Below are 22,803 nucleotides of genomic sequence, written 5' to 3'. Positions count from 1 at the left end.
GATCTGGGGCACCGGGGCGGTCCAGCTTGGTGCCTGCCGGGCAGGTGTGCACGGCATTGGGGCCGCGAGGCGGCCCCAAATGGGCCTCAGTTGTCCTGCACACCGCCCACCGTTCTACGCAGCTGGCGTTTGCTGCGCACGAACTGGTAGGTGACCGCCAGGATCACGAACCACAGCGGCGTGACCACCAGGGCCGCACGGGTGTCGTCTTCCAGGCTCAGCAGCACCAGGATGAAGGCGAAGAACGCCAGGCACACGTAGCACATCACGCGCCCGCCAGGCATCTTGTACTTCGACGCCTCATGCAGGGCGGCGTGCTGCTTGCGGTAGGTCAGGTACGACAGCAGGATCAGCGTCCAGACGAACATGAACAACAGCGCCGAGACGGTAGTGACCAGGGTGAAGGCCTCGACCAGGTCGGGGATCACGTAGATCAGCACGGCACCGAGCAGCAGGCAGGTGCAGGAGAAGTACAGGCCGTTGGCCGGCACGGCGCGGCGCGACAGTTTCTCGAAGGCCTTGGGCGCGTCGCCCTCCTGGGCCAGGCCATAGAGCATGCGGCTGGTGGAGAACACGCCGCTGTTGGCCGAGGACGCGGCCGAGGTCAGCACCACGAAGTTGATGATGCTCGCCGCCGCCGGCAGGCCAGCCAGGACGAACAACTCCACGAACGGGCTCTTGCCCGGCACCACGTCGCGCCACGGGGTGACGGCCATGATGGCGATCAGCGCCAGCACATAGAACACGATGATGCGGACCGGGATCGAGTTGATCGCCCGTGGCAAGGTGCGCTCGGGGTTCTTCGCCTCGGCGGCGGTGGTGCCCACCAGCTCGATGCCGACGAAGGCGAACACGGCGATCTGAAAGCCCGCGAAGAAGCCCATCGGGCCATGGGGGAACATGCCGTCGTCGTTCCACAGGTTGGCCAGGCTCGCGGTGCGGCCAGCCGGCGACTCGAAGCCGCTGACGACCATGTACAGGCCGGTGGCGACCAGGCCGAGGATGGCGACGATCTTGATCATGGCGAACCAGAACTCGATCTCGCCGAACATCTTCACGGTGATCAGGTTCAGCGACAGCAGCACGCCGACGCAGGCCAGCGCCGGTACCCACTGGGGCAGGTCGGGAAACCAGAACTGCGAGTAGGCGGCGATGGCGATCACGTCGGCGATGCCGGTGATGACCCAGCAGAACCAGTAGGTCCAGCCGGTGAAATAGCCGGCCCAGGGGCCGAGCAGGTCGGAGGAGAAGTCGATGAACGACTTGTAGTTCAGGTTCGACAGCAGCAGTTCGCCCATGGCGCGCATGACGAAGAACAGCATGAAGCCGATGATCATGTAGACGAAGATGATCGACGGCCCCGCCAGGCTGATGGTCTTGCCCGAGCCCATGAACAGGCCGGTGCCGATGGCGCCACCGATGGCGATCAGCTGGATGTGGCGGTTGGTCAGGTTGCGTTGCAGGTGCTGGTCATCTGCTGGTGTGGGAGAGGTCCGTGTCATGGGCTTGTATTCCATCGAGGGTCGGTCTTGTTGTCGGGAAGCCGGGTAGGCTAACACGCGTGTTCCGGTCGGGGGACGCGGCAGATCGACTCCAGCGGGGATCGCGCAAGGGGCTGCTGCGCAGCCCAATCGCGGGCAAGCCCGCGCCCACAGGGGCGGCGCCGCTCTCGAGGGCAGCGGTTACCTGTAGGCGCGAGCTTGCCCGCAATGGGCCGCAAAGCGGTCCGGGGCTCAAGCCCTGGCAAGCACCTTGCGGCGCACCGCCAGGCTGTCGACCAACCACATCACCAGCATCGACACCCCTACCAGCGGGAAGGCGAGGCCCAGCACCAGCATCACCCCCACGGCGGTCTTCCAGCGCGGCAGGTCATGCCGCAGCGGTGGCACTCCCAGCCCACCGACCGGCCGGCGCTTCCACCACATCACCAGGCCACTGACCGAGCCCAGCAGGATCATCAGGCACACCACCAGGATGATGAACTGGTTCAACGGCCCGAACATCCGCCCCTCATGCAGCATCACCCCGAGTTCGGTGGCACGGGCGACCGGGCCGTAGTCCTGCCAGCGCACATCGGCCAAGACCTTGCCAGTGTACTGGTCCACATGCAGGGTGGCGTCGTTGCGCGGATCGTCGGCGAACACCGCGACAGTGAACACCCCATCCGCCGTGGTCGGCAGGGTGATGCTGTAGCCGGGCTCGACCTGGCGTGCGCTGGCGATGTCCTCGACCTGCTGCAGGCTCACCTGCGGCGCGGCCGGTGCGCTGGCCATGGCGTGGTGCCTGGCATGCTCGGCATGGGCGCCGGAGACCGGCATCGGCGTGTTCTCCAGGGCCCAGGGCACGGTCTGGCGGTGGGCCTGGTTGAGCGCGCCGGCCTGCTGGTCGGAGGTGGGTACGTCGTTCCACATGGCGGCGGGAAAGCGGTTCCACAATTCGGCGTACTGCTTGCCCCACAGGCCGGTCCAGGTCATGCCGCTGAGCAGCATCAGCAACAGCAGGGCCGAGCCCCAGAAACCGCTGACTGCATGCAGGTCGCGCCACAGCACACGGCCGCGTGCCGACAGGCGGGGCCACAGCACGCCGGCGCCGTTGCGCCCGCGCGGCCACCACAGGTACAGGCCAGACACCACCAGCACGATGCCCCAGCCGGCGGCCAGTTCCACCAGGCGATCGCCCAGTGTGCCGACCATCAGCTCGCCATGCAGGGCGCGGGCGATCGCCTGCAGGTTGTTCTTGCCGTCCTGTTCGCCGAGTACCTTGCCGCTGTAAGGGTCGACGAACACGTTCAGCTCGCGCCCGCCGTCGTGCACCACGAACTGCGCGCTGCGCTCGGCATTGAGCGGCGGCAGGTACTGCCCCACATGCCCTTGTGGATAAGCCTGGCGCACCTCGGCCAGCAAGGTGTCGGCGCCTTGCCGGTGATGGCCGGCCTCGACCACCATCAGGTCGCGGTACATCAGCGGGTCGAGCTGCGGCTTGAACAGGTAGACGATCCCGGTGATCGCCAGCAGGATCATGAACGGCGCGACGAACAGCCCGGCGTAGAAATGCCAGCGCCAGGCCAGGTTGTAGAAGGAGATGCGTGGTGTGCTCATGGGAACCTCCCCATATGACCAGGTTGGGGCGCGGTGCTGGCCGCGCCCGGTTCGTTGTTGTCAGAAGCTGATGTCGACCTTGGTCCAGAAGGTCCTGCCTGGCTCGTTCACCGGCCGCGGGTCCGTGGCCGGGTAGCCGAACCCGGCGTTCCCGGCCAGGTTCAGGTGCTCGGCGTAGGCCTTGTCGAACAGGTTGTCGACGCCGGCGCTGAGCTTGAGGTTGCGGCTGACCTTGTAGGCGCCGTTGAGCGAGAACACGCCGAAGCCGGCGCTCTTCTCATAGTCCTTGCCGACCACGTTGCCCTGGTTCTCGGCGATACGGTTCTGCGCCGCCACCAGCCGCCACAAGGCACCGACGCTCCAGGTATCGCGGCTGTAGGTCAGGCCCAGCCGGCTTTCCAGGGGAGGCATCTGCGGCAGCGCCTTGCCATCGCTGCTGTTCTTGCCCCAGGCGTAGGCCAGGGTGGCGTCGGCCTTCCAGCGCTCGGTCAGCTTGTAGGCCGCGCCCAGTTCGCCACCCATGATGCGGGCGTCGATGTTCTGGGCTTGGGAGCTGAGCATGCCCATCATGCCGGGACGGTAGTCGAACAGAATGTAGTCGCGGACCTGCCCGACATAACCCGAGGCCCAGGCTTCCAGGCGCTCGTCGCGGTACTGCAGGCCGAAGTCGAGCTGGGTGGTCTTTTCTGGCTTGATGCCGTCGAAGGCGTTGGCCGCGCCGTCCGGAGCCAGCTTGGGCGAGAACAGCTCCCAATAGTCAGGGAAACGCTGGGCATGGCCGAGGCCGATGTAGGTGGTCGCCGGGATCGAGGCCAGGTCGTGCTCGTAGCGCACGAAACCGCTGGGCAGGGTGTCGGCGCGGGTGTCGCCTTCGGTGGCGCTGCCTTCACGCAAGTCCCTGGCCGAGGCTCGGTCGAGGCGCACGCCAGTGACCAGGCGGTCCTCGCCGGTGGCGTACCAGGTCAGCTCGCCGAACGCACCGTAGTTGTGGAAGTCGGCGTCCTTGGTCCAAGGCTGGCCCTTGTGCGCATCCACCCCCATGCCACCGCGCGCGCGGTGTTCGTTGGTCTGTGCGTCGATGCCGCTGACCAGTTGCACGTCGGCCCAGCGCCAGGTGGCCTTGATCCGCGCGCCCAGGGTGCGACGGTCGACGTTGCTGACCATGGGCATGCCCATCATGCCGCTGCCCGACGGGGTGCGCAGGCTGTAGTTGTCCATCACGTGGTCGGCGTAGTTGTAGTAGACCTGCGCCTCGACCTTGTCGAGCACCTCGCCGAGATTGGACTTCTCGAAGCGCAGGCCCAGGCTCTCGCGCTTGAACTGCGAGCCGTCCATGCCGCGCCCGGCGTAGCGGGCCTCGCCGTCGCCCTTGCCGGCGGTCAGCTCCAGCAGGGTGTCGGCGTCTGGCGTCCAGCCGAGGGTGACATCGCCGTTCCATTTGTCCCAGCGCGACGGCACGGTGTCGCCATTGCCGTCCTCGTAGTCGTCCGAGCGCGACTGGTTGCCGACGAAGCGCGCATAGGCCTGGCTGTTGCCGGCGGCGGCGTCCAGCACCTTGTCGAAGCGGCCATTGGAGCCGGCCAGCAGGCTCGCGTCGACGCGGCTGCCCAGTTCGCCGAAGCGTTCTGGTTCGCGCTCGAAGAGAATGGTCCCGGCCGAACCGCCGGGGCCCCAGATCACGCTTTGCGGGCCTTTGATCACGGTGAGGCGGTCGTAGGTTTCCGGCGAGATGTAGGAGGTCGGGGCGTCCATGCGGTTGGGGCAGGCGCCGAGCATCACGCCGCCGTTGGTGAGGATGTTCAGGCGCGAGCCGAACATGCCGCGCAGCACTGGGTCGCCGTTGGTGCCGCCGGAGCGGATCGCCGAGAAGCCGGGGATGGTCTTGAGGTAGTCGGCGCCGTCGCTGGCCGGCACGGGCTGGCGTGGGTCCTTGGGGTTGGTGACCACGGTCAGCGGCGAACTGGGCGCGATGGCGGTGATGACTGTGGGGCTCAGTTCGGCCGGGTCGTGCTCGTGGCCTTCGTGGCCGGTTTCGGTGGCCAGGGCCAGGGGCGCGAGCAGCGAGCCGCAGAGCAAGGCGATGGTCCCACGCAGGGACAAGGCGAAAGCAGGGGTACAGCCGGACATGGAATTTTCCGTCGATCAGTCGTGAGTGGGCGCGAAGCCTCCTGGCTCCGTGCGACAAAAAAAGTGTTCAGACGCTGATCGGGAGGGGCGGCGCGCGGCTGCGCGCACCGGGGAACACGGCCTGCCGGGCATGGCCCTGGCGCGTTGGGGTGAAGAGGTGCGTGGAGGGAATGACGAGGCCGACGCTGAGCGGGCTGAGGGCTTGGGGCAGGGCTGGGCAGTTGAACAGCAGGCTGCAGTAGCCGCACTTTTCCCAAAGGGCATGCTGGTGGCCGTCGCCGTGATGCGCGTCATCGCCATGGTGATGGCCGGCGGACATGGACATGTCCATCGGCATGGGCATGCTGGCGTGGTGCTCCATCGGCATCGACTGGGAGACCAGTGGGCCGATGAAGATCATCCACATGGCGAACAGGCTCAGCCAGCCGCCACCGACGCGCCTGCGAACAGGGCGGGTGGAGCGGGTGATCCGGTTGCGCGGCAGGCTCATGGCGAGCGCCCGTCAGCGGTCAGTGCGCGTGGTCGTGCCCTGGCTGATCGGCCGGCGGCTGCTGTTGCACGGCGACCTCGACGGTGATGTCGCCGGCCTTCTCGAAGTGCAAGGTCAGCGGGAAGCGCTTGCCATCGACGAGCAGGCTGCGGTCCTTCGGTTGCATCAGCATCACGTGGTAGGCGCCGGGAGAGAAGGTCAGGTCCTTGCCGGCGGGGACGAGCACGTTGGGCACCTGTTGCATCTTCATGGCGCCGCTGGCGGCCTTGGCGTGTTCGTGCAGTTGCACGTCATCGCTCAGCGGGCTGTCGGCGCCCAGCAGGCGGTCATCGGCCTTGCCGTTGTTGTGCACGATGAAGTACGCGGCCACGTTGGGGGCGTTCGGTGGCAGCTGCAACGACCAGGGGTGGGCGATGTGCAGGTCGCCCTGGGTGTATTCATGGGCGTTGGCGAAGGCGCCGGGCAGCAGCAGGGCGGCCAGGACGAGGGCGTGCTTGAACATGGTTGAGATCTCCGGTCTGTTCGGGTTCAGGGCGACGGTGCGGTGAACTCAAGCCAGGGGAGAGGCGCGGGGATTGAGCGCGGGCCATTGCTGGCGCGGTGTGGGCTGGTAGGCGGCGAGTTGGGGGGCATGGCCCAAGAACTGCGCCGCAGGGCTGCGCAACTGCGGGGCATGGCCCGGCAGGGCCAGCAGCGGCGCGGTGCCGGAGCAGCACCAGCAGTGCTGCATGGCCGAATGATCGTCGCCTTGCTGGCCAAGGTCGATCTTGGCCAGGGCCTGTACATCGACCTTGGCCTTGCCGGCGACGCTGGAACAGAAGGCACCCCACAGCAACTGCTCGGCCGGCCCCTTGGGCGCGGCCGAGGACAGCGGCATGGCCAGCAGGTTGAACAGCACTGCCAAGCAGGCTATCCAGGCGATGTGCCGACGTGAGGTCATGGAGAGATCCGGTCAGGAATCAGGTGGTCATTGTAAGGCCGAGTATAGGAAAAAATGCCGGGGTGCGGTGAAGTGCCGCAGGCTGGGGCGGCCCTTCGGTATAAGGCCGGGGTGTTGTGCACAGCGCGGTCGATTGGGCTTACCCCCATGATGGTCAGTTCACTGCCATTTTGGGGCCGCTTCGCGCCCCATCGCCGGCAAGCCGGCTCCCACAGGGCCGGTGGTGCTCACGAATCATGTGCCTTGCAGAGGACTCTGGTGGGAGCCGGCTTGCCGGCGATGGGCTGCAAAGCAGCCCCAATGCCGCACCGGTGTCTGGCAAGGGCTTGCCCGCGAAGAACGTTGCTCGATCAGACCGCCTTGTTGCGCCCCAGCAGCCCGCGCACGGTCTCCTGCAGGTCGGCGGGCAGCACCACGACCTTGGCATTGTCGCTGCCCGCCAGGTTCTCCATGGCGCCGATGTAGCGCTCGCCCAGCAGGTACATGGCCGGCACGGTCTCGCTGCCGACCGCTTCCTTGACCAGCGAGATGGCCCGGGCCGAGGCCTCGGCCAGGTTGATCTGCGCCTCGGCGTCCAGCTTGGCCGCCTGCAGGCGCGCCTCGGCCTCGAGGATCGCGGCCTGCTTGGCGCCTTCGGCGCGGGTCACGTCGGCCTTGCGCTCACGCTCGGCCGCCGCCTGGCGCTCCATGGCGACCTGCATGTTCTCCGACGGCTTGATGTCCTGGATCTCCACGGAGCGCACGGTCACGCCCCAGTCCTCGGTCTGCTCGGACATGGCTTCGCGCAGGCGCGCCTTGATCTGCTCGCGGCTGGACAGCGCTTCGTCCAGGTCCATGGCGCCGACGATGGCTCGCAGCGAGGTCATGGTCAGGCTGGTGACGGCGAAGGAGAAGTTCTGCACGCCATAGGAGGCCTTCTGCGGGTCCACCACCTTGGCGAAGCACAGGGCGTTGGCGACGATCACCGCGTTGTCGCGGGTGATGATCTCCTGCTCCTGCACGTCGAGGATGATGTCCTTGGTCGGCAGGCGGTAGGCGACCACGTCCATGTAGGGGATGACGATGTTCAGGCCGGGCTTGAGCGTGTTGTGGTAGCGGCCCAGGCGCTCGACGATCCATTCCTCGCCCTGGGGCACGATACGTACCCCCTTGAACACGGTGACGAGGACGAACAGGGCCAGGGCGGCGACGACGATGAGGCTGGTCATGGGGTGAACTTCCTTTTAATGCGGGTTCAGGCCCGGGTGACCCGGGCGGTGTTGCCTTCGATGGCGGCCAGGCGCACGCGCTCGCCGGCGGGGATCTCGCTGTCGGCGATGCACACCCATTCCTCGTTGCCGAGCACAGGCTTCTGGAAACGCACGCGGCCTTTCTGAAACTCCGAGACGCCCAGGGTCAGCAGGCCGACCTCGCCGATCACGCTGTCGGCGGTCCAGCGTACGTCCGGCTTCTTGCGCCGGAACAGCTTGAACCACAAGGCGGTGGTGACGGAGGAGAGCAGCACCCAGAGCAACACCTGCATGTCCAGCTGCAGGCTGGGCGCGAGCAGGGCGATCAACGCCACCAGCACGGCACCGATGCCGAACCAGAGGATGAAGAACGTCGGCAGGACCAGTTCCAGCAGGATCAACGCCACGCCGAAGACGAGCCAGATCCACCATTGCATTTCCATATGGGCAAGGCCTTCCAAGAGAGGGGGAAAGAGTTTAAGGCATGGGGGCGGCAAACGGCCATCCGATGCCGCCCGCTGTGCAGGGAAGGTTTTCCGTTTTCGCTGTCAGGGGATTCGCTGGAGCGGGTCAGTTGGCTGACGCCAGTCAGGCTCCCACGCGCAAGATGGCGAGCTTCCCTGGCAATGAACGTCCGTTCTATGCCGAGGTGCACATACATCAATGGAATCTATGTTACACCCGAGCGGATACGAAGCAGCCAATGGCCTCCCGCAACAGGCGAACATCCGAGAACTCGCGATCCACGCCAGGCAGCACCGGCCGCTTCAGCACCAGTACCGGCACGCCCCGTTCCCGGGCCACCTCCAGCTTCGGTTCGGTGGCGGCGCTGCCGCTGTTCTTGCTCACCAGCACATCGATCCGCCGTCGTTCGAACAGCGCGCGCTCGTCCTCGAGGCGAAACGGTCCACGGGCGCCGATCACCTCGCAGCGTGCGTTGCCCGGGCAGGCCTCCAGAGCACGCAGGGTCCAGAACTGCCGTGGCGGGATCTCGTCCAGGTGCTGCAGGGGTTCGCGGCCGAGCGTGAACAGCGGGCGCTGGAAGGGCGCGAGGGCTTCGATCAGCTCGGCCCAGCCCGCCACCTCGCGCCAGTCGTCACCGGGTTGCGCCTGCCAGGCCGGACGGCGCAGGGCCCAGCAGGGGATGCCCACGGCTTGCGCGGCCTGCGCGGCATTGCGGCTGATCTGCGCGGCGTAGGGGTGGGTGGCGTCGAGCAACAGGTCGATGCCGCCCTGGCGCAGGTAGGTCGCCAGCCCTTCGGCGCCGCCATAGCCGCCGACCCGCACCTGGCAGGCCAGGTCCTGGGGGACGCGGCCGATGCCGGCCAGGCTGTAGACATGCTCAGGGCCCAACTGGCGAGCGATGGCCAGCGCCTCGCTGATGCCGCCCAACAGCAGGATGCGCCTGCTCATTGCACGCCCGCCTGGCCGACGATGCCGCCTTGGCGGTCGATGGCGAACACCTCGACCTGCACCTGGGCGGGCACCACGCTGCGGGCGAAGGCCAGAGCATGGGTGCACACCGCATCGCCCAGGGGCACGCCTGCCGCATGGGCCAGGGCCAGGGCCTGCTGGCTGGTGTTGGCGCCGACGATCGCCGCCTGCAGGGCCGCGTCGGCGCCGATGTGTGCCGCCCAGCCGGCCAGTTGCGGCAGGTCGATGCTCGAACTGCGGCTGTGCAGGTCCATGTGCCCGGCGGCCAGCTTGCTGATCTTGCCGAAGCCGCCGCACAGGCTCAGGCGCGCCACTGGCACCTTGCGCAGGTGCTTGAGCACCGCGCCGACGAAGTCGCCCATCTCGATCAAGGCGATTTCCGGCAGGCCGTAGACCCGGCGCATGGTGTCCTCGCTGGCATTGCCGGTGCACGCGGCGATATGCGTGTAGCCATTGGTATGGGCGACATCGATGCCCTGCTGGATCGAGGCGATGTAGGCCGAGCAGGAGAACGGCCGGACGATGCCGCTGGTGCCCAGGATCGACAGCCCACCGAGGATGCCTAGGCGCGGGTTCATGGTCTTCAGGGCGAGCTGCTCGCCGTCGCGCACGTTGACCGTCACTTCGAAGCCGCCATCGTAGGCGCAGGCATCGGCCAGTTGTTGCAGGTGCTCGCTGATCATCCGCCGTGGTACCGGGTTGATGGCGGGCTCGCCCACCGGCAGGACCAAGCCTGGGCGCGTGACGGTGCCCACCCCCTTGCCGGCGACGAAGCGGATGCCGGGCTCGGCGAGCAGGCGCACCTGGCTGTAGAGCAGGGCGCCGTGGGTCACGTCCGGGTCGTCGCCGGCGTCTTTCAAGGTGCCGGCCTCGGCGCTTTCGCCCTCGCGGCGGCAGAACTCCAGGCGCATCTGCACCTGCCTGCCCTTGGGCAGGGTGATGCGCACGGCATCGTCGCACTGGCCGGTCAGCAGCAGGCGCGCCGCGGCCAGGCTGGTGGCGGTGGCGCAGCTGCCAGTGGTCAGGCCGCTGCGCAGGGGCGCGGGCCGTTCGCGGGTTTCTTCACGCATCGGCGGGCTTCACCACCTCGAGCAGGGTGATCGGCAAGGCCTGGCGCCAGGTGTCGAAGGCACCCAGCGGCTGGGCCTGGGCCACATGGATACGGGTCAGCTCGCCGCCATGGGCCTGGCGAAAATGCGCCAGGGCCAGTTCGCTCTGCAGGGTCACGGCGTTGGCCACCAGCCGTCCGCCGGGGCGCAGCCGTTCCCAGCACAGGGGCAGCACGCCTTCACGGGTGACTCCGCCGCCGATGAAGATCGCATCGGGCCGTTCCAGGCCGACCAGGGCTTCGGGCGCCTTGCCCCGGATCAGTTGCAGGCCGGGCACGCCGAGCTCATCGCGGTTGTACTCGATGAACGCCTGGCGGCCTTCGTCGGCCTCGATGGCCAGGGCTCGGCAACTGGGGTGGGCGCGCATCCACTCGATGCCGATGGAGCCACAGCCTGCGCCCACGTCCCAGAGCAGTTCGCCTGGGGTGGGCGCCAGGCGGGCCAGGGTGATGGCGCGTACGTCGCGCTTGGTCAGTTGGCCATCGTGGCGCAAGGCGCTGTCCGGTAGGCCGGCGGTGCAAGGCAGGCGAGGTGCGTCGGGTGCGGCGAGGCATTCGAGGGCCACCAGGTTGAGGGCGGCGACGTGCGTATGCGGCCAGTCCTCGGCGGTACCGGACAGCTGACGCTCCTGTGGCCCGCCGAGGTGTTCCAGGACATGCATCCGGCTCGGCCCGAAACCGCGCTCGCGCAGCAACGCGGCGATCGCGGCCGGGCTGTCGCCGTCATTGCTCAGGACGAACAGGCGCACGCCGCTGTGGAGCTGGGCGTTGAGCGTGGCCAGGGGGCGGGCGACGATCGACAGCACCTGCACCTCCTGCAGGGGCCAGCCCAGGCGGGCGGCGGCCAGGGCGCAGGAGGACGGCATCGACAGCACCTGCATTTCCCCGGCGGGGAGCTGCCGCGCCAGGCTGGCGCCGACGCCATAGAACATCGGATCGCCGCTGGCCAGCACGCAGACCGGCTCGCCGCGCAGGGCCAGCAGCGGGGCCAGCGCGAAGGGGCTGGGCCAGTGGTTGCGTTCGCCGACCACGCAGCGCGGGAGCAGCGCCAACTGGCGCGGGCTGCCGAAGATCCGCGAGGCCGAGAGCAGGGCGCGGCGGGCCTGCTTGCCCAGGCCGCTGAAGCCGTCTTCGCCGATGCCTACTACTGTCAGCCAGGGGGTCATTGTTTGCTTGCTCATCCATCAATCGGGGGCGCGAAGCGGTCCCGGAATCATCACGCTCGACCGCCGGTTTTTCATGCCGTCGAGCAAAGCAGGCATAATACCGCGCCTTCTACACTCAAGCGCACTTTCACGATTGCCGGATGCCCCTTTGACGCAGGTCCTCGCCCCCGACGTTTCGCCCCGCCCCTCGGCCTGCCCGGGGTTGTGGCGCATCGTCACGGCCCGTGACGGCGGGATCTGTCGGATCAAGCTGCCCGGTGGCGTGCTGCTGGCCGACCAGGCCGACGCCGTGGCCGATGCCGCCGAGCGTTTCGCCGGCGGTGTGATCGAGGCGACCAACCGTGGCAACCTGCAGGTCCGTGGCATCGGCGCCGACCACCACGGCCTGCTCGACGCCTTGCTGGCCGCCGGCCTGGGCCCACGCGAGGCGGCTGGCGACGATGTGCGCAACCTGATGCTCAGCCCCCTGGCCGGCCTCGACCCCCTCATGCTGCTCGATGTTCGCCCGCTGGCGGCGCAGCTCCTGCGGATGCTGGAAACCACCCCGCGCCTGCACGAGCTGTCGGCCAAGTTCGCCGTGCAGCTCGATGGCGGCGAAGGCCTGGCGATGCTCGAACACCCCCATGACCTATGGCTGTCGGCCGTGCGGCTGGAGCAGCGTACCTGGCTGGCCTTCGGCCTGGCGGGTTGCCCGGCGCAGCAGCGGGCATTGGGCGCCGTGCCGGTGGAGCAGGGCCTGGCCCTGGTTCGCGCGGTGCTGGAGCGCTTCCTCGACCTGGCGAGGCCGGAGCAGTCGCGGATGCGCCATCTGCTCGATGCGTGCCCGGCCGACGCCTTCGTCGCGGGGCTGGGGCTGGCTATCCGGCGTGATGCGGCCGTGCTCGCTTGGCGGCGCCCGGCATCCCGGGCCAAATGGCTGGGTGTTTTGCCCCAGCGCCAGGGCCTTGCCCTGGGCGTCGCCCCGCCCTTGGGGCGACTGACCCCGGCCATGCTGCGCGGCGCTGCCCGGCTGGCGCGCGAGGCCGGCGATGGCAGCCTGCGCCTGAGCCCCTGGCAAAGCCTGCTGCTGCCCGGCTTCGACCCTGCGCGTGCCCACGAGGGCCTGGCCGAACTGGCGGCGCTGGGCCTGCTGTGCAGCGCCGGGCAACCGTTGACGCGCCTGGTCGCCTGCACCGGCAGCCGTGGCTGCGCCAAGGCCCAGGCCGATACCAAGGCCGATGCCGTCGTGCTCGCCGGCCTGCTGCACCAGGGCGGCCCGGGCAGCGTGCACCTGTCTGGCTGCCCCCGTTCCTGCGCCGTGGCCCATGTCGCCCCGGCCACCCTGCTGGCCCGTGCACCGGGCCGTTACGACCTGTATTTGCGTGATGCGCGCCTGCCAGGATTCGGTGTGCTGCGCGCGACCGACCTCACCCCAGAAGAAGCAGGCGCCCTGCTCGACCTGCCCACGGAGCACCTTGATGATTGACTACATCCGCGATGGTCAGGAGATCTATCGCAATTCCTTCCGGATCATCCGCGAGCAAGCCCGTCTCGAGCGGATTCCCGCCGACCTGGAGAAGCTCGCCGTGCGGGTGATCCATGCCTGCGGCATGGTCGAGGCCATCGATGGCCTGCAATTCTCCGAGGGCGCTGGCCGTGCCGGGCGCGAAGCCCTGGCCAAGGGCGCGCCGATCCTCTGCGACGCGCACATGGTCGCCGAAGGCATCACCCGCGCACGCCTGCCGGCCCACAACGAGGTGATCTGCACCCTGCGCGACCCGAGCGTGCCGGACCTGGCCCGCGAGCTGGGCAACACCCGTTCGGCGGTGGCCCTGGAACTGTGGCGCCCGCACCTGGAGGGCAGCGTGGTAGTGATCGGCAATGCCCCGACCGCGCTGTTCTACCTGCTGGAGATGCTCGACGCCGGCGCACCCAGGCCGGCACTGATCCTCGGCTTCCCGGTGGGCTTCGTCGGTGCGGCCGAATCCAAGGCCATGCTCGCTGCCGACAGCCGTGGCGTGCCGTTCGTGATCATGCAAGGCCGCCTGGGCGGCAGCGCCATGGCCGCCGCCGCCGTCAACGCCCTGGCCACGGAGGTGGAGTGATGCAGCCACGTGGACGTCTGCTCGGCCTGGGCGTCGGCCCCGGCGACCCGGAGTTGATCACGGTCAAGGCCCTGCGCCTGCTGCGCGAAGCGCCGGTGGTGGCCTACTTCGTGGCCAAGGGCAAGCGCGGCAATGCCTTCGGCATCATCGAGGCGCACCTGCAACCGGCGCAAACCCTGCTGGCGTTGGTCTACCCGGTGACCACCGAGGTGCTGCCGGCACCGTTGTCCTACGAGCAGGTGATCAGCGACTTCTACGACGAAGCCAGCCTGCAGGTGGCGGCGCACCTGGATGCTGGCCGCGACGTGGCGGTGATCTGCGAGGGCGACCCGTTCTTCTATGGCTCCTATATGTACCTGCACGACCGCCTTGCCCAGCGCTACCCGGCCGAGGTGGTGCCGGGCGTCTGCTCGATGCTCGGTGGCGCCTCGGTGCTGGGCGCGCCGCTGGTGTATCGCAACCAGAGCCTGTCGGTGTTGTCGGGCGTGCTGCCCCACGACGAGCTCAAGCGTCGCCTGGCCGATGCCGATGCGGCGGTGATCATGAAGCTGGGGCGCAACTTCCCCAAGGTGCGCCAGGTGCTGGGCGAGCTGGGGCTGGAGCGGCGTGCGCTGTACGTCGAGCGGGCGACCATGGCCAACCAGAAGATCGTCCCGCTGGACGAGGTGGACCCGCAGTCGTCGCCGTACTTCTCGCTGATCGTCGTGCCGGGTGAAAAATGGCAGGGATGAACATGCACAAGGCACCCGCCATCGTCGTGCTCGGCCCCGGCAGCCTGGCCACGGCGCGGCGTATCCAGCAGTGTTATCCACGGGCGTCGATCCATGGCCTGCAGGGCCGTGTCGAGGGCGTCGACGTGCAGTACCTGCGCTTCGGCGACACCCTGCGCCAGCTCTACCAGCAGGACACCCCGATCATCGCCCTGTGCGCGGCGGGCATCGTCATCCGTAGCCTGGCCCCGATGCTGGACGCAAAGGGCGCCGAGCCGCCGGTGCTGGCGGTGGCCGAGGACGGCAGCGCCGTGGTGCCGCTGCTCGGTGGCCTGGGCGGGGTCAACGCCATGGCCCGGGTGCTCGGCGAGGCGCTGGGCGTGGCAGCGGCGATCACCACCAGTGGCGAGCTACGCTTCGGCACGTGCCTGCTCGATCCGCCCGAGGGTTATGCCCTGGCGGATCTGGAGCAGGGCAAGCGTTTCGTCTGCGACCTGCTCGCGGGCGAGGCGGTACGTATCGAGGGCGATGCGCCCTGGCTCGAGCAGGCGCAGTTGCCGGCAAGCGACAGCGCCCAGCGCATCATTCATGTGGGCTGCGCCGCGCGCCCGGCCAGCCGTGACGAACTGCTGATCCATTCGCGCTGTGTCGTGGTGGCTGTCGCTGCCGGTGTCGCTGACCTGACGCAGCGCGTGCGGGCCGCGCTGCAAGCGGCGGGCATCGCCGAACCTGCGTTGGCCTGCCTGTTGGCGAGCGAAGCCGACATGGCCGAGCCTGCCTTGCACGAGGCTGCGCAAGCGCTGGGCGTTGCCCTGCGTTTCGCCCCCGCTGCGGCGAGCCCGGCGCAGATGCTCGCCGAGGCGCTGCCCCAGGCACGCCTGGAGAGCGCCGGCGCTCTGGCCTTGGCCATCGCCGCTGCGCCGGTGGCGATCGAACGGATCGGCCGCCGGCGTGGTCGCCTGGCCGTGATCGGCCTGGGCCCAGGCGCCGCCGAGCTGATGGTGCCGGCGGTCAAGGCCGAACTGGCCCGCGCCCAGGACGTGCTCGGCTACGAGACCTACGTGCGCATGGCCGGCCCGTTCCGCGACGACCAGGTGCTGCACTGCACCGACAACCGCGAGGAGATGCAGCGCGCTCGCCATGCGTTCGCGCTGGCGGCCCAGGGGCGCTCGGTGGTGGTGGTGTCATCGGGTGATCCAGGCGTGTTCGCCATGGCCGCCGCGGTGCTCGAGGCGCTGCACATGTCCACCGACCCAGCCTGGCACCGGGTCGAGCTGCAGGTCCTGCCGGGGGTATCCGCCTCCCTGGCCACGGCTGCCCAGGCTGGCGCACCGCTGGGCCACGATTTCTGCGTGATGTCGCTGTCGGACAACCTCAAGCCTTGGTCGATCATCGAGCAACGCCTGGACCTGGCGGCCCAGGCCGACCTGGTGCTGGCGTTCTACAACCCGATCTCCCGGGCCCGGCCGTGGCAGCTAGGGCAGGCGCTGGACATCGTGCGTCGGCACCGCGCTGCGCACACGCCCGTGGTGCTCGGCCGCGACATCGGCCGGCCGGGGCAATCCCTGCGGGTCGTCACCCTGGGCGAGCTGGTGCCCGAGATGGTCGACATGCGCACCCTGGTGCTGGTCGGCTCGTCCACCACGTGCGTGTTCGAGACTGCCGGGGGCGGCCAGTGGGTGTACACGCCGCGCTGGTACCCTACGGCACCAGGTAACCCTTGATCCCGGTGAAGATGATCTGCGCCGCCAGGGCGCAGACGAACAGCCCCATCAGGCGGCTGACGATCTGCAGGCCCTGGTCGCCGAGCAGGCGTTCGATGCGGTGCGAGAGGTAGAGCACCAGGCCCACGGTGAAACTGGCCAGGGCGATGCTGACGATGGCCAGCAGCTTGTCGTCCCAGTGCGGCTGGCTCACCCCCATCACCAGCAGCGCACCGATGGTGCCGGGGCCGACGGTCAGGGGGATGGTCAGCGGCACGATGGTCACGTCCTGCTGCACGTTGTCGGCCTGCACCGCCGACTTGCCCTGGGCCATGCCCAGGGCGGAGATGAACAGCACGCTGCCGGCGCCGATGCGGAAGGCGTCGGCGGTGATGCCGAACACGCCGAAGATCACCCGCCCGAACAGGTAGAGCAGCACGCTGGCGATCAGCACGGCGATGGCCACGCGCCAGGCCAGTTGCTTGCGCTCCTTGCTGGAGTGGCCGCGGGTCAGGCTGATGAAGCACGACAGCACGAAGAATGGGCTGTAGAGCACGAGCATCTTCAGGTAGACGCTGAACAACTCATGGAACATGGTCCGGATCCATGGCGGGGAGGGTGTGGGCAAGTGTATCAGCAGTCGCAGCGGCGGCGCGGCAATCGCGGGGAGCGCCCCTGAATCTCAGGATGTCTGCAACGGGTCCGAGGTGGCGGCCCGCTGGCTCGCCCAGAACTGGATCAGCTCGCGCAGTTGCGACAGCTCCACCGGCTTGGCCATGTGCCCGTCCATGCCGGCCAAGCGCGCACGCTCCTTGTGCTCGCTGAGAATGTGCGCGGTCAGCGCCACCACCGGGGTGCGCTGGCGCTGGTTGGCGGTTTCCCAGGCGCGCAGTTGCTGGGTGGCCGAAAAACCGTCGAGCACCGGCATCTCGCAGTCCATCAGCACCAGGTCATAGCGCCGCGCCTTCATTGCCTGCAAGGCTTCCTCGCCGTTGCTGGCGGTATCCGGCTCGAGGTTGAGCTTGCCGAGCATGCCACGGATGACCTTGGTCGAGATGCTGTTGTCCTCGGCGACCAGCACGCGGAAATCGCTGGGCAGGTCCAGCGGTGGTGGCGTGCCGGCCAGGGAGGGTGGGGCGGCTTGCTCGCGGCCTCGCTGGGCCAGCTCTTCGGCCAGGGTGGTCTTGAGGGTATAGCCGGCCACCGGCTTGGCCAGGATGCGCTTGACCCCGGCGTTGCGCGCGATGATCTTGCTTGGCGCATTGCTGATGCCGGTGAGCATCACCACCAGGATGTCGTGGTTCAGGCTCGGGTCTTCCTTGATCTTGGCCGCCAGTTGCATGCCGGTCATGCCGGGCATGTTCTGGTCCAGCAGCACGGCATCGAAGTAGTCGCGCAGGTGCGCCTTGGTGCGCAGCAGGGCCAGGGCCTCCTTGCCCGAGGGCACGGCGCTGACGTTCATGCCCCAGGCACTGCACTGCTGCACCAGGACCTTGCGGCAGGTGTCGTTGTCGTCCACCACCAGCACCCGCGCATCGCGCAGCGGGCCGTCCAGGTCGGCAGGCGGCTGCTCCAGGCGCAGCGGGTCGAGGGGCAAGGTCAGCCAGAGGGTGTTGCCCATGCTGGTGCTGCTCTTGATGCCGAACTCGCCCTGCATCAGGCCGATCAGTTGCTTGGCGATGATCAGCCCCAGGTGCCCGCCGAGCTTGCTGCTGGAGAGGAACTGGTGGCTGTGCAGCTCGGCTTGCAACAGGGCGTCGCGCTCGGCCGAGGGCATCGGTTCGCCGCTGTCCTGTACGGCGATGCGCAGGCGCGGGACATCGCCGCGCTGGTCCAGGGCCACCACCAGCAGGATCTCGCCTTGCACGGTGTTCTTCAGGGCGTTCTCCAGCAGGCTCGACAGGGCCTGGCGCAGGCGCGTCGGGTCGCCGCTGACGACCCGCGGCACCTGGGGCTGGGTGAAGCTGATCAGCTCGATGTTCTGCTGCTCGGCCTTGGCCCGGAAGATGTTGAGGCAGTCCTCGATCAGCGCGTTGAGGTCGAACTGCACATCATCGAGCTCGATCTGCCGGGACTCGAGCTTGGAAATGTCGAGAATCTCGTTGATCAGGGTCAGCAGCTCGTTGCCCGCGCTGTGGATGGTCTGCACGTAGTCGCGCTGCTTGACCGACAGCGGCGTGCCGAGCAGCAGCTCGGTCATGCCCAGCACACCGTTCATCGGCGTGCGGATCTCGTGGCTGATCTTGGCCAGGAACTCGGCCTTGGCGTTGATCTCGGCATCGCTGGCGGCCAGGGCGCGGCTGGCGCGGTAACGCTCGTCGCTGATCTTGCGCAGGCGTTCGCTGACCGCCAGGTTGAGCAGCAGGCCGCTGGCCACGGTCAGGCCCATGAGGATGCACAGCAGCCAGGGCGTCGAGGTGCGGGTGAGCCCCAGCAAGGCCGGCAGCAGCACCAGGCCGCCGAGGTTGAACACCAGCATGGCGACGGTGAACAGGCGCGCCGGCCCGTAGCCCTTGTACCAGTGGTAGGCGCTGGCCAGCAGCATGCTCACGCTGCCGAGGGCGAGCAGGGCGTAGGTCATCAGGTTGAGCGGCAGGGTGTCGACGAACAGCAGCACCAGGCCGCTGACCGCGACGACCAGCATTTCGCCATGCAGCAGGCGGTTGAGCCTGGGCGAGCTGCAGGGGCCGAAGAAACGCAGGGTGAAGTACAGCCCGGCAAGGCCCGCCAGCACCAGGGTCAGGTAGGCGGCGGGCGTCTGGGCACTGTGCCACAGCTGCCACCAGGGGCCGCTGAGGTTGAGCAGGATCAGGGCGCTGAGCAGCATCAGGCCGTGGTAGAGGGCCAGGACCAGGGTCGTGCTGGAGCGCGTGTACAGAAAACGGATCAGGTTGTGCAGGATGAGCATGGCCAGCCCGCCGAACAGCAGGCCGAACAGCAGCGGTTGGCTCTGGTCGGTGGCGGCCGAGGCCGCATCCTCCAGGCTGATGGCTGGGCGCAGCTGATGCTCCGAGACCAGGCGCACGTAGATGTCCAGCGCATGGGGGCTGTTGGGCAGGGGCAGCACATGGTCGCTGCCGCGCAGGGTGGGGCTGGCATTGCCGCCCTGGCGCCCGTGGTGCAGCTGGCGCAGCAGTTTTTCGCCATCCAGGGCGTAGAGGTCCAGGCGTGACAGGTCGGGGGCGAAGATGCGCAGCAGGCGCTCCTGCTCCCGGGGCTCGAGCCGGTAGTGCAGCCACAGGGCCTGGTCGGCAGAGGCGGCGTTGAGCTCGAACAGTTGCAGGGGGCTGAACTGGTTGCGGTAGCGGTCGGAGCGCACGTCGCTCAATTGCAGGTTGGCCTGCTCGTCGAGCAGAACGGACCAGCCACCACCTGGTTCGGCCGAGGCCGGAGGAAGGCAGAGCAGGGTCAGCAGGCTGACGAACAGGGCAATGGCAATCCGAAGCCGACGCAAGACGAAGTCCCTTCTTAGCTGATGTGCCGGATAACAACTATGCGCGGCGCGCCAAGGCGAAGGCAAGGCCCCCCGGGGGCCCTGTCGACGAGCCGGAGGCCGTGCGCCCAAGGCGGCACGGCGATCCGGTGCAGGTTACTGCTGGTGCTCACCACGCTCGCGGGCGATGGCCCGGTAGCCGATGTCGGTACGGTAGAAGCTGCCGTCCCACTGGATCTGCTCGGCCAGGCGGTAGGCCTGGCGCTGGGCAGCCTCGACGGTGTCGCCCAGGGCGGTGGCGCAGAGTACGCGCCCGCCGTTGGCCACGACCTGGCCGTCCTTCAGCGCGGTGCCAGCGTGGAATACCTTGCCGTCCAGCTGGGCGGCGGCGTCCAGGCCGCTGATCGCCGCGCCTTTCTGGTAGTCGCCCGGGTAGCCGCCGGCGGCCAGGACCACGCCCAGGCTCGGCTGCGGGTTCCACTGGGCCTCGACCTTGTCCAGGGCCTTGGCGAAGGCCGCCTCGACCAGCAGCACCAGGCTCGACTCCAGGCGCAGCATGACCGGCTGGGTCTCCGGGTCGCCGAAACGGCAGTTGAACTCGATGACCTTGGGGTTGCCCGCCTTGTCGATCATCAGGCCGGCATAGAGGAAGCCGGTGTAGACGTTGCCTTCCTCGGCCATGCCGCGCACGGTCGGCCAGATCACCTGGTCCATCACGCGCTGGTGCACGTCCGGGGTCACCACCGGGGCCGGGGAGTAGGCGCCCATGCCGCCGGTGTTCGGGCCGGTGTCGGCGTTGCCGACGCGCTTGTGGTCCTGGCTGGTGGCCATGGGCAGCACGTTGTGGCCGTCGACCATGACGATGAAGCTGGCTTCCTCGCCGTCGAGGAACTCCTCGATCACCACGCGCGAACCGGCGTCGCCGAAGGCGTTGCCGGCGAGCATGTCACGCACCGCGGCTTCGGCTTCTTCCAGGGTCATGGCGACGATCACGCCCTTGCCCGCGGCCAGGCCGTCGGCCTTGATGACGATCGGCGCTCCCTTTTCCTTCAGATAGGCCAGGGCCGGCTCGATCTCGGTGAAGTTCTGGTAGTCGGCGGTGGGGATCTTGTGGCGTGCCAGGAAGTCCTTGGTGAAGGCCTTGGAGCCTTCCAGCTGGGCCGCGCCCTTGGTTGGGCCGAAGCAGTCCAGGCCACGGCTGCGGAACAGGTCGACGACACCGGCGACCAGCGGCGCCTCGGGGCCGACGATGGTCATCTGCACGTTCTTCTCGGCGAAGTCGGCCAGTTGCTCCAGGGCGGTGACGTCGATGGCGACGTTCTCGCACTTGGCTTCGGTGGCGGTACCGGCGTTGCCCGGGGCAACGTAGACCTTCTCGACCCGAGGGTCCTGGGCGACTTTCCAGGCCAGGGCGTGCTCACGGCCGCCGCTGCCGATGATCAAAACTTTCATGTCAAAACCTCGATGACGCTGAATTCAGGGGATCTCCATGCTGGCGGGGATCTCTGTGGGAGCGGGCTTGCCCGCGAATACGATGGTGCCTTCACCGCCGCATTCGCGGGCAAGCCCGCTCCCACAAGCTCCACCACCAGCCCGGAGATCCGCGTAACAACTTAGTGGCGGAAGTGGCGCATGCCGGTGAACACCATGGCGATACCGGCTTCGTCGGCCGCGGCGATCACCTCGGCATCACGCATCGAGCCACCTGGCTGGATGACAGCGCTGATACCCACTTTAGCCGCATTGTCGATGCCGTCACGGAACGGGAAGAAGGCGTCCGAGGCCATGACCGCGCCCTGTACCTGCAGGCCGGCGTGCTCGGCCTTGATGGCGGCGATGCGGGCGGAGTTGACGCGGCTCATCTGGCCGGCGCCGACGCCGATGGTCTGGCGCTGCTTGGCGTACACGATGGCATTGGACTTGACGAACTTGGCCACTTTCCAGGCGAACACCAGGTCGTGGATTTCCTGCTCGGTCGGGGCGCGCTTGGTGACGATCTTCAGGTCATCGGCGGTGATCATGCCGATATCGCGGCTCTGCACCAGCAGGCCACCGTTGACGCGCTTGAAGTCCCAGCCGGCGGCGCGTTCGGCTGGCCATTCGCCGCACTCGAGCAGGCGTACGTTCTGCTTGGCGGCCACGACGTCACGGGCGGCCTGGGAGATCTTCGGCGCGATGATCACTTCGACGAACTGGCGCTCGACGATGGCCTTGGCGGTTTCACCGTCCAGCTCGCGGTTGAAGGCGATGATGCCGCCAAAGGCCGACTCGGTGTCGGTGGCGTAGGCCAGGTCGTAGGCCTTGCGGATGCCGCCCTCGTCCTCGGGGACCACGGCCACGCCGCACGGGTTGGCATGCTTGACGATCACGCAGGCCGGCTTGACGAAGCTCTTGACGCACTCCAGCGCGGCGTCGGTGTCGGCCACGTTGTTGAACGACAGTTCCTTGCCTTGCAACTGCAGGGCGGTGGAGACGCTGGCCTCGCCCTTGCGGGCCTCGACGTAGAACGCCGCGCTCTGGTGCGGGTTCTCGCCGTAGCGCATTTCCTGGGCCTTGACGAACTGGCTGTTGAAGGTGCGCGGGAATTCGCTGCGGCCTTCGGTGGACAGGGTGTCCTTCGACTGGTCGATGGTGCCCATGTAGTTGGCGATCATGCCGTCGTAGGCAGCGGTGTGCTCGAAGGCCTTGAGCATCAGGTCGAAGCGCTGGGCGTAGGTCAGGCCACCGGCCTTGAGGTTTTCCAGGACCTGGGCGTAGTCGCTGGCGTTGACCACGATGGCCACGTCCTTGTGGTTCTTGGCCGCCGAACGGACCATGGTCGGGCCGCCGATGTCGATGTTCTCGATGGCGGTCGGCAGGTCGCAGCCGGGCTTGGCGATGGTCGCCTCGAAGGGGTACAGGTTGACGGCGACCAGGTCGATCGGCTTGATGCCGTGCTCGTTCATGATGGCGTCGTCGATGCCGCGCCGGCCGAGGATGCCGCCGTGGATCTTCGGATGCAGGGTCTTGACCCGGCCGTCCATCATTTCGGCGAAGCCGGTGTAGTCGGCCACTTCCACCGCGTTCACGCCGTTGTCCTTGAGCAGCTTGTAGGTACCGCCGGTGGACAGGATCTCGACGCCGAGCTGTTGCAGCTCACGGGCGAACTCGAGGATCCCGGTCTTGTCGGAGACGCTGATCAGGGCGCGGCGGATCGGCAGGCGGGTAGTCTGGTCGGTCATTTCGGATTCCATAACGCGGTGGATTCAGCAAAAAAGGCGCCTCTTTAGGGGAGCCGCCTT

Annotated in this window: 19 protein-coding genes; 4 read left to right on the top strand and 15 right to left on the bottom strand. The window is 68.1% G+C overall.

Annotated elements, in window-relative coordinates; genetic code table 11:
- Positions 1-86: 86 nt before the first annotated feature.
- The 11 genes from cycA to cbiE form a co-directional block, all read right to left on the bottom strand.
- Positions 87-1,502, bottom strand: coding sequence for a D-serine/D-alanine/glycine transporter (gene cycA, locus ABFA30_RS23350; protein ID WP_253168066.1), 1,416 nt, complete (start codon positions 1,500-1,502; stop codon positions 87-89).
- Positions 1,503-1,733: 231 nt separating this feature from the next.
- Complete coding sequence (locus tag ABFA30_RS23345) at positions 1,734-3,098, bottom strand: PepSY-associated TM helix domain-containing protein (RefSeq protein WP_368816083.1); 1,365 nt, start codon at positions 3,096-3,098, stop codon at positions 1,734-1,736.
- Between the two features lie 60 nt (positions 3,099-3,158).
- The gene (locus tag ABFA30_RS23340; RefSeq protein WP_253102595.1) at positions 3,159-5,225 is read right to left on the bottom strand and encodes a TonB-dependent copper receptor; all 2,067 of its coding nucleotides are present in this window, start codon (positions 5,223-5,225) and stop codon (positions 3,159-3,161) included.
- A gap of 67 nt (positions 5,226-5,292) precedes the next feature.
- Positions 5,293-5,715: a DUF2946 domain-containing protein gene (locus ABFA30_RS23335; RefSeq protein ID WP_225790615.1), complete on the bottom strand. Its 423-nt coding sequence runs from the start codon at positions 5,713-5,715 to the stop codon at positions 5,293-5,295.
- A gap of 19 nt (positions 5,716-5,734) precedes the next feature.
- Positions 5,735-6,217, bottom strand: coding sequence for a copper chaperone PCu(A)C (locus ABFA30_RS23330; RefSeq protein WP_225790616.1), 483 nt, complete (start codon positions 6,215-6,217; stop codon positions 5,735-5,737).
- A gap of 48 nt (positions 6,218-6,265) precedes the next feature.
- Complete coding sequence (locus tag ABFA30_RS23325; RefSeq protein WP_225790617.1) at positions 6,266-6,655, bottom strand: DUF2946 domain-containing protein; 390 nt, start codon at positions 6,653-6,655, stop codon at positions 6,266-6,268.
- Positions 6,656-7,005: 350 nt separating this feature from the next.
- A complete protein-coding gene (locus ABFA30_RS23320) occupies positions 7,006-7,863 on the bottom strand; it encodes an SPFH domain-containing protein (RefSeq protein WP_225790618.1) in 858 nt (285 codons plus the stop codon).
- A gap of 26 nt (positions 7,864-7,889) precedes the next feature.
- On the bottom strand, positions 7,890-8,327 hold the full coding sequence (locus tag ABFA30_RS23315; protein ID WP_225790619.1) for an NfeD family protein: 438 nt from the start codon (positions 8,325-8,327) through the stop codon (positions 7,890-7,892).
- Between the two features lie 232 nt (positions 8,328-8,559).
- A complete protein-coding gene (locus ABFA30_RS23310) occupies positions 8,560-9,297 on the bottom strand; it encodes a cobalt-precorrin-6A reductase (protein WP_225790620.1) in 738 nt (245 codons plus the stop codon).
- Entirely contained in the window at positions 9,294-10,388 is a 1,095-nt protein-coding gene (locus tag ABFA30_RS23305; protein ID WP_225790621.1) for a cobalt-precorrin-5B (C(1))-methyltransferase, read from the bottom strand. Before ABFA30_RS23305 ends, ABFA30_RS23310 begins: the two co-directional genes overlap by 4 nt.
- The gene (gene cbiE, locus ABFA30_RS23300; protein ID WP_225790633.1) at positions 10,381-11,592 is read right to left on the bottom strand and encodes a precorrin-6y C5,15-methyltransferase (decarboxylating) subunit CbiE; all 1,212 of its coding nucleotides are present in this window, start codon (positions 11,590-11,592) and stop codon (positions 10,381-10,383) included. The genes ABFA30_RS23305 and cbiE overlap by 8 nt, the downstream gene beginning before the upstream one ends.
- A 133-nt stretch (positions 11,593-11,725) precedes the next feature.
- Between cbiE and cobG the strand changes: the two genes are divergently transcribed.
- Genes cobG through cobJ form a run of 4 tightly spaced genes read left to right on the top strand, consistent with a single transcriptional unit; the run spans position 11,726 to position 16,110 of the window.
- Positions 11,726-13,057 carry a precorrin-3B synthase gene (cobG, locus tag ABFA30_RS23295; protein WP_225790622.1) on the top strand — a complete coding sequence of 444 codons (1,332 nt, stop codon included), beginning with the start codon at positions 11,726-11,728 and terminating at the stop codon, positions 13,055-13,057.
- Positions 13,050-13,676 (top strand): precorrin-8X methylmutase, encoded by a 627-nt coding sequence (locus ABFA30_RS23290; RefSeq protein ID WP_225790623.1) that lies wholly within the window; start codon positions 13,050-13,052, stop codon positions 13,674-13,676. The genes cobG and ABFA30_RS23290 overlap by 8 nt, the downstream gene beginning before the upstream one ends.
- Positions 13,676-14,407 carry a precorrin-2 C(20)-methyltransferase gene (locus tag ABFA30_RS23285; RefSeq protein WP_225790624.1) on the top strand — a complete coding sequence of 244 codons (732 nt, stop codon included), beginning with the start codon at positions 13,676-13,678 and terminating at the stop codon, positions 14,405-14,407. The genes ABFA30_RS23290 and ABFA30_RS23285 overlap by 1 nt, the downstream gene beginning before the upstream one ends.
- A 2-nt stretch (positions 14,408-14,409) precedes the next feature.
- A complete protein-coding gene (cobJ, locus tag ABFA30_RS23280) occupies positions 14,410-16,110 on the top strand; it encodes a precorrin-3B C(17)-methyltransferase (RefSeq protein WP_225790625.1) in 1,701 nt (566 codons plus the stop codon).
- Here the strand turns inward: cobJ and ABFA30_RS23275 are convergent.
- From ABFA30_RS23275 to purH, 4 genes are all read right to left on the bottom strand, one after another.
- On the bottom strand, positions 16,088-16,684 hold the full coding sequence (locus ABFA30_RS23275) for a MarC family protein (protein WP_225790626.1): 597 nt from the start codon (positions 16,682-16,684) through the stop codon (positions 16,088-16,090). The genes cobJ and ABFA30_RS23275 overlap by 23 nt on opposite strands.
- 87 nt (positions 16,685-16,771) lie before the next feature.
- On the bottom strand, positions 16,772-19,543 hold the full coding sequence (locus ABFA30_RS23270) for a hybrid sensor histidine kinase/response regulator (protein ID WP_253081003.1): 2,772 nt from the start codon (positions 19,541-19,543) through the stop codon (positions 16,772-16,774).
- A gap of 135 nt (positions 19,544-19,678) precedes the next feature.
- Positions 19,679-20,974, bottom strand: coding sequence for a phosphoribosylamine--glycine ligase (gene purD / locus ABFA30_RS23265; protein ID WP_225790628.1), 1,296 nt, complete (start codon positions 20,972-20,974; stop codon positions 19,679-19,681).
- A gap of 161 nt (positions 20,975-21,135) precedes the next feature.
- Positions 21,136-22,743, bottom strand: coding sequence for a bifunctional phosphoribosylaminoimidazolecarboxamide formyltransferase/IMP cyclohydrolase (gene purH / locus ABFA30_RS23260; protein WP_253081005.1), 1,608 nt, complete (start codon positions 22,741-22,743; stop codon positions 21,136-21,138).
- Between the last annotated feature and the right edge of the window lie 60 nt (positions 22,744-22,803).

It is taken from the genome of Pseudomonas sp. HLMP, from assembly GCF_046365545.1.
In the GTDB taxonomy this organism is placed as follows: Bacteria; Pseudomonadota; Gammaproteobacteria; order Pseudomonadales; family Pseudomonadaceae; genus Aquipseudomonas; species Aquipseudomonas guariconensis_B.
The sequence above is the reverse complement of the archived record's forward strand: the minus strand, read 5'-3'. Positions and strand labels throughout refer to the sequence as shown.

Coding starts and splice junctions, on each gene's coding strand:
- cobJ (WP_225790625.1), top strand. CDS start 14,410: ATGCACAAGGCACCCGCCATCGTCGTGCTCGGCCCCGGCAGCCTGGCC.
- ABFA30_RS23345 (WP_368816083.1), bottom strand. CDS start 3,098: ATGAGCACACCACGCATCTCCTTCTACAACCTGGCCTGGCGCTGGCAT.
- cycA (WP_253168066.1), bottom strand. CDS start 1,502: ATGACACGGACCTCTCCCACACCAGCAGATGACCAGCACCTGCAACGC.
- ABFA30_RS23315 (WP_225790619.1), bottom strand. CDS start 8,327: ATGGAAATGCAATGGTGGATCTGGCTCGTCTTCGGCGTGGCGTTGATC.
- purD (WP_225790628.1), bottom strand. CDS start 20,974: ATGAAAGTTTTGATCATCGGCAGCGGCGGCCGTGAGCACGCCCTGGCC.
- ABFA30_RS23290 (WP_225790623.1), top strand. CDS start 13,050: ATGATTGACTACATCCGCGATGGTCAGGAGATCTATCGCAATTCCTTC.
- ABFA30_RS23285 (WP_225790624.1), top strand. CDS start 13,676: ATGCAGCCACGTGGACGTCTGCTCGGCCTGGGCGTCGGCCCCGGCGAC.
- ABFA30_RS23320 (WP_225790618.1), bottom strand. CDS start 7,863: ATGACCAGCCTCATCGTCGTCGCCGCCCTGGCCCTGTTCGTCCTCGTC.
- ABFA30_RS23330 (WP_225790616.1), bottom strand. CDS start 6,217: ATGTTCAAGCACGCCCTCGTCCTGGCCGCCCTGCTGCTGCCCGGCGCC.
- ABFA30_RS23335 (WP_225790615.1), bottom strand. CDS start 5,715: ATGAGCCTGCCGCGCAACCGGATCACCCGCTCCACCCGCCCTGTTCGC.
- ABFA30_RS23305 (WP_225790621.1), bottom strand. CDS start 10,388: ATGCGTGAAGAAACCCGCGAACGGCCCGCGCCCCTGCGCAGCGGCCTG.
- ABFA30_RS23340 (WP_253102595.1), bottom strand. CDS start 5,225: ATGTCCGGCTGTACCCCTGCTTTCGCCTTGTCCCTGCGTGGGACCATC.
- ABFA30_RS23310 (WP_225790620.1), bottom strand. CDS start 9,297: ATGAGCAGGCGCATCCTGCTGTTGGGCGGCATCAGCGAGGCGCTGGCC.
- ABFA30_RS23325 (WP_225790617.1), bottom strand. CDS start 6,655: ATGACCTCACGTCGGCACATCGCCTGGATAGCCTGCTTGGCAGTGCTG.
- purH (WP_253081005.1), bottom strand. CDS start 22,743: ATGACCGACCAGACTACCCGCCTGCCGATCCGCCGCGCCCTGATCAGC.
- cbiE (WP_225790633.1), bottom strand. CDS start 11,592: ATGACCCCCTGGCTGACAGTAGTAGGCATCGGCGAAGACGGCTTCAGC.
- ABFA30_RS23275 (WP_225790626.1), bottom strand. CDS start 16,684: ATGTTCCATGAGTTGTTCAGCGTCTACCTGAAGATGCTCGTGCTCTAC.